The 11,198-nt window shown below is 72.8% G+C and carries 8 protein-coding genes and 1 pseudogene; 4 read left to right on the plus strand and 5 right to left on the minus strand.

Going from position 1 to position 11,198, the window contains the following annotated elements:
* From JWQ92_RS14160 to rhaI, 4 genes and pseudogenes are all read right to left on the minus strand, one after another.
* The coding region (locus tag JWQ92_RS14160) for an alpha-hydroxy-acid oxidizing protein (protein WP_297345108.1) at window positions 1–404 on the minus strand (404 nt) is incomplete at its 3' end.
* A gap of 4 nt (window positions 405–408) precedes the next feature.
* Window positions 409–1,836 carry a rhamnulokinase family protein gene (locus JWQ92_RS14165; protein WP_297345109.1) on the minus strand — a complete coding sequence of 476 codons (1,428 nt, stop codon included), beginning with the start codon at window positions 1,834–1,836 and terminating at the stop codon, window positions 409–411.
* A gap of 82 nt (window positions 1,837–1,918) precedes the next feature.
* A pseudogene (locus JWQ92_RS14170) lies at window positions 1,919–3,982 on the minus strand (bifunctional aldolase/short-chain dehydrogenase); the annotation flags it as partial.
* A gap of 33 nt (window positions 3,983–4,015) precedes the next feature.
* Window positions 4,016–5,182 (minus strand): L-rhamnose isomerase, encoded by a 1,167-nt coding sequence (rhaI, locus tag JWQ92_RS14175; RefSeq protein ID WP_297345110.1) that lies wholly within the window; start codon window positions 5,180–5,182, stop codon window positions 4,016–4,018.
* 509 nt (window positions 5,183–5,691) lie between these two features.
* Here rhaI and JWQ92_RS14185 point away from each other — a divergent pair.
* Genes JWQ92_RS14185 through JWQ92_RS14200 form a run of 4 tightly spaced genes read left to right on the plus strand, consistent with a single transcriptional unit; the run spans window position 5,692 to window position 10,901 of the window.
* Complete coding sequence (locus JWQ92_RS14185; RefSeq protein WP_297345111.1) at window positions 5,692–8,046, plus strand: alpha-L-rhamnosidase; 2,355 nt, start codon at window positions 5,692–5,694, stop codon at window positions 8,044–8,046.
* 28 nt (window positions 8,047–8,074) lie between these two features.
* Window positions 8,075–8,920: a PfkB family carbohydrate kinase gene (locus JWQ92_RS14190; RefSeq protein ID WP_297345112.1), complete on the plus strand. Its 846-nt coding sequence runs from the start codon at window positions 8,075–8,077 to the stop codon at window positions 8,918–8,920.
* Window positions 8,917–9,837 carry a 5-dehydro-4-deoxyglucarate dehydratase gene (locus JWQ92_RS14195; RefSeq protein ID WP_297345113.1) on the plus strand — a complete coding sequence of 307 codons (921 nt, stop codon included), beginning with the start codon at window positions 8,917–8,919 and terminating at the stop codon, window positions 9,835–9,837. The genes JWQ92_RS14190 and JWQ92_RS14195 overlap by 4 nt, the downstream gene beginning before the upstream one ends.
* Window positions 9,834–10,901 carry a mandelate racemase/muconate lactonizing enzyme family protein gene (locus JWQ92_RS14200; RefSeq protein WP_297345114.1) on the plus strand — a complete coding sequence of 356 codons (1,068 nt, stop codon included), beginning with the start codon at window positions 9,834–9,836 and terminating at the stop codon, window positions 10,899–10,901. Before JWQ92_RS14195 ends, JWQ92_RS14200 begins: the two co-directional genes overlap by 4 nt.
* A gap of 153 nt (window positions 10,902–11,054) precedes the next feature.
* Here JWQ92_RS14200 and JWQ92_RS14205 read toward each other — a convergent pair.
* Window positions 11,055–11,198, minus strand: a 144-nt coding sequence (locus JWQ92_RS14205) for a 6,7-dimethyl-8-ribityllumazine synthase (RefSeq protein WP_297345115.1), incomplete at its 5' end; no start/stop codon positions are given.

The following is an 11,198-nucleotide window of genomic DNA, read 5'->3' on the forward strand; positions in this document are numbered from 1 at the left end:
AGCGTGAAGGGGATCCCGGCCGCGTTCGCGGCGCCCGCGCCGGCCGTCTCGCCCTCGGTCTGCATCAACCGGGTGAAGCCGGTCGGGGCGATCCCGAACGGCATCCTCGACGTCTGCCCGAAGACCGTGGCGGTGGTGTCCACGTCGGCGACGTCCCGCAGCACCTCCGGGTGGAACTCGACGTCCTGGAACGCCTGCCGAGCGCGGGTGATCGAGATCTCCGACTCCGCGGATCCGTCGGTGTAGTCGAACGCGGCCTTCGGGGTGCGGCGCTTCGCGATCGTGCGGAGGTCCTCGATCGTCAGCGCCGCCTCGAGCCGCGCCTTCTTCCGGTCGAGCTGGGGCTTCTTGAACTGCATGTACTCGAGCACCTCGACGGGCCTCGGGAACTGGCGCTGCACCATGGGTTCAGCCTCTCGCACGGGAGCGCACGGCGTACGTGCGCGGAGGGAAGGAACGGGCGGCGACGGCGCGGAGCGCCTCCAGGTCGCCGGAGACGAGTCCGTGGGTGCGCCCCTGCACGAGCAGGTTGCCGATCGCCGTCGCCTCGACGGGGCCGGCGACGACGGGCACCCCCACGGTGTCTGCCGTGAGCTGGCAGAGCAGGGCGTTCTGCGCGCCGCCGCCCACGAGGTGGACCGTGCGCACCGAGCGGCCGGTGAGGCGCTCGATGTCGCGGACCGCCTCCGCGTAGGCGTCCGCGAGGCTCTGCAGCACACCCCGGACGAACTCGGGGATGGAGGCCGGCACGCGCGTGCCGCGCTCGAGCAGCATCGCCTCGATCCGGGCGGGCATGTCCCCGGGTGCGAGCAGACGCGGGTCGTTCGCGTCGAAGGTCGGCACGTCGGCCGGCGCCTCGGCGGCCTGCTTCAGCAGCGCGCCGAGCTCCTGGCGCTCACCGACCTTCTCCCAGGCCCGCACCGACTCCGAGAGCAGCCACAGGCCCATCACGTTCTTCAGGAACCGGGTGCGGCCGTCGACCCCGCCCTCGTTCGTGAACCCGGCGAGCCGCGCCGCCTCCGAGGTGATCGGGGACGCCAGCTCGGCGCCGACGAGGGACCACGTGCCGCACGAGATGTACACGGCGTCGGGGTCGGTCATCGGCACGCCGACGACCGCGGAGGCGGTGTCGTGCGAGCCGACGGTCGTGAACCGCACCTGGTCGGCGATGCCGAACTCCTCGGCCATCTCCGGGACGACCTGTCCGAGGGTCGTCCCCGGGTCGACCAGCTCGGGCAGGAGGTCGCGGCGCAGGCCGATGCGGGGGAGGAGCTCGAAGTCCCACCCTGCGCCGCCGACGAGAAGCAGGCCGGTCGTCGAGGCGTTGGTGCGCTCCGCGACGCGGCGGCCGGTGGCCCACCAGCCGATCAGGTCCGGGATCAGCAGCAGCTGCTCGGCCTCGTCGAGCTCGCCCGCGGCGGCGGCCGCCTCCAGCTGGAAGATCGTGTTGAACGGCAGGTGCTGCAGGCCGTTCCGCCGGTAGAGCTCCTCCGGCCCGACGGCGGCGTGCACACGGGCGACACCGCGCTCGTTGCGGGCGTCGCGGTAGTGGAACGGGTTGCCGAGCAGCCGGTCGCCGTGCAGCAACCCGTAGTCGACCGCCCACGAGTCGACAGCGGCACCGATCAGCCCGGGGTCGTCGCGGGACGCCTGGCCGAGCCCGTGCATGGCCGCGGAGTAGAGGGCGAGGACGTCCCAGTGCAGACCGTCCGCCAGCCGAACCGGGGTGTTCGGGAAGCGCGCGGTCTGCCGGAGCCGCAGCTCCTGCCCCTCGATCGACCCGACGATGACTCGTCCGCTGGTCGCGCCGAGGTCGATCGCCGCGACCGAGCTCACCGCGAGCCCCGTTCTTCATCGTGTGGGCATCCTTCTGCCGAAGGCCCCGGACCGCCTCCACGATGAACAGTGCTCGAGGGCTTCATCGGAGGAAGGCGGCCGCGACGCCGGCGTCGACCGGGATGTGCAGGCCCGTGGTGTGGGACAGGTCGGGGCCGGTGAGCACGGCGACGGCGTTGGCGACGTTCTCGGGCAGCACCTCGCGCTTGAGGATGGTGCGCTGAGCGTAGAACCTGCCGAGGTCCTGATCGTCGATGCCGTAGGTCTTCGCGCGGTTCGCCCCCCAGCCGGAGGCGAAGATGCCGGAGCCGCGGACGACGCCGTCGGGGTTGATGCCGTTGACCTTGACCCCGTGCTCGCCGAGCTCGACGGCGAGGAGGCGCACCTGGTGCGCCTGGTCCGCCTTCGTCGCGGAGTACGCGATGTTGTTCGGCCCCGCGAAGACGGAGTTCTTGGACGAGATGTAGATGACGTCGCCGCCCATCCGCTGCTCGATGAGCGCGCGGGCGGCGGCCTTCGAGACGAGGAAGGAGCCCTTGGCCATGACGTCGTGCTGCAGGTTCCAGTCGGCGACGGTGGTCTCGAGCAGCGGCTTGGAGAGGGAGAGCCCGGCGTTGTTGACGACGAGGTCGATGCCTCCGAACGCGAGCACGGTGGCATCGATCGCGGCCTGCACCTGGGCCTCGTCGGTGACGTTCGCCTGCACGCCGACGGCGACGTCCGTGCTGCCGAGCTCCGCCGCCGTCGCCTGCGCCTTCGCGAGGTCGAGGTCCGCGATGACGACGCACGCACCCTCGGCCGCGAGGCGGGTCGCGATGGCCTTGCCGATGCCGGAGGCGGCGCCGGTGACGAGCGCGATGCGGGTGGCGTGGCTCTTCGGCTTCGGGAGCCGCTGCAGCTTCGCCTCCTCCAGCGCCCAGTACTCGATGCGGAACTTCTCCGCCTCGTCGATCGGGGCGTAGGTGGAGACCGCCTCCGCCCCGCGCATCACGTTGATCGCGTTGATGAAGAACTCGCCGGCGACACGGGCGGTCTGCTTGGTCGTGCCGTAGCTGAACATGCCAACGCCCGGCACGAGCACGATCGCCGGATCGGCGCCGCGGATCGCGGGGGAGTCGGGCGTCGCGTGGCGGTCGTAGTACGCCTGGTAGTCGGCGCGGTAGGCCTCGTGCAGCTCCGCCAGCCGGGCGAGCTGCTCCTCCGCGGTCGCCGTGGCGGGCAGGTCGAGCACGAGGGGCTTGACCTTGGTCCGGAGGAAGTGGTCGGGGCATGAGGTGCCGAGGGTGGCGAGCCGCGGGTGCTCGGCGCGGGACAGGAACTCCAGCACCGCCGGTGCGTCCGTGAAGTGGCCGACCGTGGGGTGGTCGTGGGAGGCGAGCCCGCGGATCGTCGGCGCGAGTGCCGCTGCACGGGCGGTGCGCTCGGCCTCGGGCAGCGGGTCGTACCCGTCGAGAGCGGCCCCGAAGGGGTCGGCCTTCCCGTGCTCGGCGAGGTACGCCTCCGCCGTGCGGATGATCCAGAGGGAGTTCGCCTCGGCCTCGTCGCTCGTGTCCCCCCACGCGGTGATGCCGTGGCCGCCGAGGATCGTGCCGATCGCGTCCGGGTGCGCCGCCTTGATCGCTGCGATGTCGAGGCCCAGCTGGAAGCCGGGACGGCGCCAGGGCACCCATACGACCTTCCCGCCGAAGACCTGCTTCGTCAGGGCCTCCCCGTCCACCGCGGTCGCTATCGCGATCCCGGAGTCGGGGTGCAGGTGATCGACGTGCGCGGCATCCACCAAGCCGTGCATGGCGGTGTCGATGGAGGGTGCGGCGCCACCCTTGCCGAACAGTGTGAAGTCGAACGCGGCGACCATCTCGTCCTCGCGCTCGACGCCGGGATAGACGCCGCGCAGCGCGCGGAGACGATCGACGCGCAGCACCGCGAGCCCGGACTCCTGCAGGGTGCCGAGGTCGCCGCCCGAGCCCTTCACCCACATCAGCTCGACGGGCTCACCCGTCACCGGGTCGGTCTCGGTGCCCTTCGCGGACGTGTTGCCTCCCGCGTAGTTCGTCACGGTCGGGTCTGCGCCCAGCCGGTTCGATCGGGCGATCAGCGCGGCTGCGGTGCCGTTCGTCATGTCTTCCTCGTCATCGATGTGCTCGTGATGGTGCTGCGCATGAAGGGGGTGGAGCGGGGCTCAGGCGCCCCAGCCCGCTTGGCTGCCGCCGACCCGCGCAGCTTCGATCCGGGCCTGGTAGTCGCCTGCGGCGTAGGCCTTCATCGGGTCGGGCGGCAGCCCGCGCGACTCGCGCCACTCGGCGAGCGCCGGGCGCACGTCGGTCGAGAAGGCGTCCATGAAGATGCTGTTCGCGGCGAGCACGTCACCCTCCAGCTGGGCGGCGTCGAGCGCCTGACGATCGAGCAGCAGCGCCCGGGCGGTCATCTCCTGCACGTTGAGCACGCTGCGGATCTGGCCGGGGATCTTCTTCTCGATGTTGTGGCACTGGTCGAGCATGAACGCGATGCCGCTGTCCGCCCCGTAGCCGCCGCCGCGGATCACCTCGACGAGGATGCGGAACAGCTGGAACGGATCCGCGGCTCCAACGATGAGGTCGTCGTCCGCGTAGAACCGCGAGTTGAAGTCGAACGAGCCCAGCTTCCCGATCCGCAGCAGCTGCATGACGATGAACTCGATGTTCGTGCCCGGCGCATGGTGGCCCGTGTCGAGGCAGACGAACGCCCGCTCCCCGAGCGCGGCCACCTGGGCGTAGGAGGTGCCCCAGTCGGGCACATCGGTGTGGTAGAACGCCGGCTCGAAGAACTTGTACTCGAGCACGAGCCGCTGTCCCTCACCGATCGCGGCGTAGATCTCCTGCAGCGACTCCGCGAGGCGGTCCTGCCGGGCCCGCATGTCGTCCTGGCCGGGATAGTTCGTGCCGTCCGCCAGCCAGATCTTGAGGTCCTGGGAGCCCGTCTCGCCCATGATCTCGATGCAGCGCAGGTGATGGTCGATCGCCTTCCGGCGCACCGCGTCGTCCCGCGACGCGAGGCTGCCGAGCTTGTAGGCCTCGTCCTGGAAGGTGTTCGAGTTGACCGTGCCGAGCGCGACGCCGAGCCCCTCAGCGTGACGGAGCAGGTCCGCGAAGTCCGGGACCTCGTCCCACGGGATGTGCAGCGCGACGCTCGGCGCGAGCCCCGTGAGCTCGTGCACCTTCGCGGCGTCGGCGATCTTCTCGTAGGGGTCCCGCGGCACGCCGGCCTGCGGGAAGACCCGGAAGCGAGTACCCGAGTTGCCGAACGCCCAGGACGGGAGCTCGATCGCCTGGGCGGCGAGCGCGTCGGTGATGTCTGCGAAGGACGGCATCGTGCTTCGGCCTCTCTCGTAGCCGCACGGCTACTGGATCGCTTCACTACATTACGAGCAGCCGCTGCGAGCGATGCTCATCCCCCCGTCGGAGACGTCGTCGACCGGCTCGAGCGGATTCGCGCCACGGCATCCCGGTGGTGCCGGCCGATCGCCTCGCACGCGGGTGGCTTCTCATCCGTCTCGGTCGACGACGTGGCCGGCGGCCGACTGGCAGCCCAGCACCTGCTCGACGTCGGCCGCAGGCATCTGCTGTTCGTCGGCGGCCCACTCGACCTCCGGCAGGTGGACCCGCGGTGACCGCTGGATCGGCCGGTCGTCTCCTCACACTCCCGTGCGAGCCGGGGCCGGATGCGTGGGCGCGCTTCAGCGGGCAGGGAGAGCGCGGATGATGAGGTCCTTTCACGAAGAGGAGAAGGATCGGCGGGGAGGACGCGATCGGGTCGCGCTCGGGGCTCCGGGACCGCCGCGACGGCGCGGTGGCCTCCTCGTGATCGAGAGAGGGAACGATGACCTGGCACGCCCGCATGATCGCCGCCGACGCCGAGTACGGCGCGCCCCTGCTCCGCCGCGAGTTCCGCCTCGAGGACGGGCACGGCGCCGTCACCTCGGCCGTCCTCACCCTGTCCGCGCTCGGCGTGGTGGAGGCCACGCTGAACGGCCGGCCGGTGTCGGGCGACGTGCTGACCCCGGGCTGGAGCAGCTACGAATGGCGGGTCCGCTACACCGAGATCGATGTCACGGCCCTCCTCGAGCAGGAGTCGGTGCTCGGACTCGCGCTCGGCAACGGCTGGTACCGCGGACGGCTCGGCTGGAGCGGCTCCCGGGCCCTCTACGGCGACGAGCTCGGCGGCTTCGCGGAGCTGGCGATCACGTTCGCGGACGGCTTCGAGCAGCGGATCGTCACCGACGAGTCGTGGACGAGCGGGCCGAGCGCGGTGCTCGAGAACGACCTCTACGACGGCGAGACGATCGACGCCCGCCGCCTCGACGGCGCCTGGCAGCGCCCCGGCTTCGCCGGCGCGGGATGGACCGGCGTGCACGCGCTCGACTTCGACACGGCGAAGCTGACGCCGTACATCGGGCCGAAGGTGTCGCGCCGGGAGGAGCTCGCGGTGCAGCGGGTCTGGACCTCGCCCGCCGGCCACACGCTGCTCGACGTCGGCCAGAACCTCGTCGGCTGGCTGCGGATCCGCGTGCACGGTCCCGCCGGCGGCGAGATCGTCGTCACCCATGCGGAGGTGCTCGAGCACGACGAGCTCGGCACGCGGCCGCTGCGCAGCGCGAAGGCGACCGACCGCTACGTGCTGAGCGGCGGCGACGACGTGTTCGAGCCGACGTTCACGTTCCACGGTTTCCGGTACGCCCAGATCGACGGCTGGCCGGGGGAGCTCGACCCCTCGGCCGTCACCGCGGTGGTCATCGGCTCCGAGCTCGACCGCATCGGCACGTTCCGCTGCTCCGACGAGCTGCTCAACCGGTTCCACGAGAACGTCGTCTGGGGCATGCGCGGCAACTTCGTCGACGTGCCGACCGACTGCCCTCAGCGGGACGAGCGGCTCGGCTGGACCGGCGACATCGCCGCGTTCGCGCCCACCGCCGCCTTCCTCTTCGACATCGACGCCTTCCTCAAGGACTGGCTGCGCGACGTCGACGCGGAGCAGCGCAACCACGACGGGATGATCCCGTTCGTCGTGCCGGACTCTCTGAAGTACCTGCCGAACCCGGGCGGCTTCCCCGACCCCGACTCGACCGCGCTCTGGAGCGACGCCGGCGTCTGGGTGCCGTGGACCCTCTGGGAGGCCTATGGGGATCGCGAGGTGCTCGAGCAGCAGTTCGACTCGATGGCGTCCCACGTGCGCCGCGTCCGCACGCTGCTGTCGCCGACCGGGCTCTGGGACACCGGGTTCCAGTTCGGCGACTGGCTCGACCCCGACGCCCCGCCGGAGCGCCCCGCCGACGCGAAGGCCGACAAGGGCGTGGTCGCGACGGCGTGCGCCTACCGGTCCGCCGATCTCGTCGCCCAGGCGGCGGCCGTGCTCGGCCGCGAGGACGAGCAGCGGGAGTTCGCCGAGCACGCCGCCGCGCTCCGGGCCGCGTTCAACGAGCACTACGTCGCCGGCGGCCGCGTCACGAGCGACTGCACCACCGTCTACGCGCTCGCGATCGCGTTCGCGCTGCTCGACGAGCAGGACGAGCGCGTCGCGGGGGACCGGCTCGCCGTGCTGGCGGAGGCGGCGAGGTTCCGGATCTCCACCGGCTTCGCCGGCACGCCGTTCATCACCGACGCGCTCTCGCGCACCGGCCACACGGACGTCGCTTACCGGCTGCTCACCGAGCGGGAGTGCCCGTCCTGGCTCTACCCCGTGACGATGGGCGCCACGACGGTCTGGGAGCGCTGGGACTCGATGCTGCCGGACGGGTCGATCAATCCGGGCGAGATGACGAGCTTCAACCACTACGCCCTCGGTGCGGTGGCCGACTGGATGCACCGGGTCGTCGGTGGACTCGCGCCGGCCGCGCCCGGCTACGCGACCGTGCTCGTCGCGCCGCAGCCCGGCGGCGGCATCACGGAGGCGGAGACGACGCTCGCCACCCCGCACGGCCGGTTCGCGGTGAGGTGGGCCGTGCAGGGCGACCGGCTGCACCTCGAGGTCGAGGTGCCGAACGGCGCCGACGCGATCGTTCGGCTGCCCGGCGAGGACGAGCGGACGGTGGGCGCCGGACGGCACGTCTTCGACGAGGTGGTGCGCATCGGCCCAGGGATCTCCTCGATCGAGCGGCCGGGAGGTCGGGAGCCGCTCGACCGGGGTCAGCGCGCTCGGTCGTCCGACCGGGTGGGAGCAGTGCCCGACTCGGCCTGAGCGACGTCGCGGCTGGCACCATGAGCAGATGCCGACCGTCTGGGTGCTGGGTTCGCTGAACATGGACGCGATCGTGCGGGTCGAGCGGCATCCGCTGCCGGGGGAGACCGTGCTCGGCGGACCCGTCGAGGCCCGCTTCGGTGGCAAGGGCGCGAATCAGGCCGTCGCAGCAGCGGTGGCCGGTGCTGTCGTACGGATGATCGGGCGGGTCGGCGACGACCAGGAGGGGCACGCCTACCGGGACCGCCTCGCCGGATTCGGGATCGACGTCGGCGCGGTCCGGATGGATCCGACCGCGGCGACGGGCCGCGCGGCCATCGCGGTGGCGGCGGACGGCGAGAACACGATCATCGTGTCGCCCGGCGCGAACGCGGCCGTCGACCGGTCGGACCTCGCCGCGCTCGAGGCGATCGCCGACGACGACGTGCTGCTCACGCAGCTGGAGATCGACCTCGAGGTCGTCGCGGAGGCGGTGCGGATCGCTGCCTCCCGGGGGGCCCGCGTGGTGCTCAACACCGCGCCCTACGCGGGCCTGCCCGCCGAGGTGCTGGCGCTCGCCGATCCCGTCGTGGCGAACGAGGCCGAGGCCGCTGCGCTCGCCGCCGCCGACGCGCAGCCCGTGCAGCTGCTCGTCACGCTCGGAGCGGCCGGATCCGCGTGGGGCGACCTCCGGGTGCCGGCGGACCCGGTGGACGCCCCGATCGACACCACCGGTGCCGGCGACACCTACTGCGGCGCGCTCGCCGCTGCCCTCGCGGCCGGGGCCGGACCGGAGGACGCGATGCGGTCCGCCGCCGCCGCGGCCGCCCGTTCGGTCACGTGGCTCGGGGCGCAACCGGATGCCCACGGTGGCGCTGGCAGGATCGAGGGATGACCGCGCACCCCTTCGACCGGTTCGAGGGGGTGCTGTTCTTCCCCGTCACGCCGTTCGACGCGCACGACCGGGTCGACGTCGCCCTGCTCGAGCAGCACGTCTCGGACCGGGTTGAGCAGGGCGCGGGCGGCGTCTTCGCCGCCTGCGGCACGGGCGAGTACCACGCGCTCGGACTCGACGAGATCCGCGCGGTGGTGGGGTCCGCGGTGCGGGCGACCGCGGGCCGCCGCCCCGTGGTCGCGGGCACGGGCGGCCCGATCGCCCACGCGGTCGGCGCCGCGCGCGCCGCCGCCGAGGCCGGAGCGGACGGGCTGCTCCTGCTGCCACCGTACCTCGTCGCCGCTCCCCAGGAGGGGCTGCTGCGGTACGTCCTCGCCGTCGCCGGCGCCACCGACCTCCCCGTCGTCGTCTATCACCGGGGCGCGGCCGCCTTCACCGAGGCGACGATGGAGCGCCTGCTCGAGGACCGACGGGTGCAGGGCGTGAAGGACGGGGTGGGCGACATCGCGCTCATGCAGCGGTTCGTGCTCGCCGCGCAGCGCGCCGGCCGGGACGACGTGCGGTTCTTCAACGGCCTGCTCACCGCGGAGGCGAGCCAGGCGGCCTATCGCGCGATCGGTGTGCCGCTCTACTCGTCGGCGGTGTTCGCGATGGCCCCGAGGATCGCCGCCGCGTACTTCGACGCCCTGGAGACCGGAGACGAGGCACGGCAGCGCCTCCTCCTCGACCGGTTCTACGTGCCCCTCGTGCGCCTCCGCGACGAGACGCCGGGCTTCGCCGTCTCCCTCATCAAGGCGGGGCTGCGGATCGCCGGCGTCCCCGTCGGATCCGTCCGCCCGCCCCTCACCGATCCGACGGCCGAGCAGGCCGCGCGGCTCCGCGCCCTCCTCGAGGCCGGCCACGAGCTCGTGGCGTGACGGCGCCGACCATCGAGCGCATCGAGGTCCGGCGGATCGACGTGCCGCTCGCCCGCGCCTGGGCGGCGGACGTGCGGGCCGTGTCGGTGCTCGAGGTCGTGCTGCACGACAGCGACGGCGGCGTCGGCCGCGGGTTCTCCTGGACGCCGTCGATCGGCGCCTCCGCCGTCGCGGCGCTGCTCCGCGACGACATCGCGCGGTTCGCCGTCGGACGGCCAGCCGAGCCAGGGCCGCTGTGGCAGGCGGCGTGGGAGCACCTGCACGAGGCCGGCGGCGCCGGGATCACCACGATCGCGCTCGCTGGGCTGGATCTCGCGCTCTGGGACCTCGCCGGCAGGCGGGCGGACCGCCCGGTCGCCGACCTCCTCGGCCGCCGGGCCCCCGGCCAGCCGGTCTACGGCAGCGGCGTCAACCTGCACTACTCGCAGGAGGAGCTGATCGAGCAGGCCTGGCGGTGGACCGCCCGCGGCTTGACGGCGGCGAAGATCAAGGTCGGACGACCCGACCTCGCCGAGGACGTCGACCGGGTCGCGGCCGTTCGCGAGGTGCTCGGACCGGACCGCGCCCTGATGGTCGACGCGAACCAGCGCTGGGACCTCCGGCGTGCGATCGCCGCTGCGGAGGCGCTCCGGCCGTTCGGCCTCACCTGGCTGGAGGAGCCGCTCCGCGCCGACGACACCGCGGGCTACGTCGCCCTGCGATGCGAGGCCGGGATCCCGATCGCCCAGGGGGAGAACGCGCATACGATCCACCGCTTCCGCGACCTGATCGACGCGGGGGCCGTCGACGTGGTGCAGCCGAACATCGTGCGGGTCGGCGGCATCACCCCGTTCCTCGCGATCGCGGCGCTCGCCGACCAGCGCGGTGTCGAAGTGGCGCCCCACCTGCTGCCCGAGCTCTCCGCCCAGCTGGCCGTCACGCGCGATCGGCCCACCTGGGTCGAGGACGTGGAGGGGGCCCGGTTCGACGAGCTCGACGTGCTCGCGGCGCCCACCGGGCTGCGCGTCGCCCACGGCCTGGCCGTGCCCGGCTCGCGACCCGGGCTCGGCATCGCCTTCGCCTGACCCGGCATCCGAGCATCCCGCGCCATCCCGGCGTCGCGCCGTTCCGGAGAAACCGTACGACGCGCCGTGACCACGCGGGTGGCGGTGGCGTGTCGCGCAGGAACTCCGGATCCGCGCGAGAAACGGATCCGGGCGACGGAGGGCTCCTCGGGGTCAGCGGACGCGGACCCCGCGGAGCACCAGCGCCGTACGCAGCGCGGCGACGGCCGCCTCCGCGCCCTTGTCCTCCTTCGAGCCCGGCAGGCCGGCCCGGTCGAGTCCCTGCTGCTCGTCGTCGAGGGTGAGCACGCCGAAGCC

The sequence above is a fragment of the Amnibacterium sp. genome (genome assembly GCF_025463795.1).
Lineage (GTDB): Bacteria > Actinomycetota > Actinomycetes > Actinomycetales > Microbacteriaceae > Amnibacterium.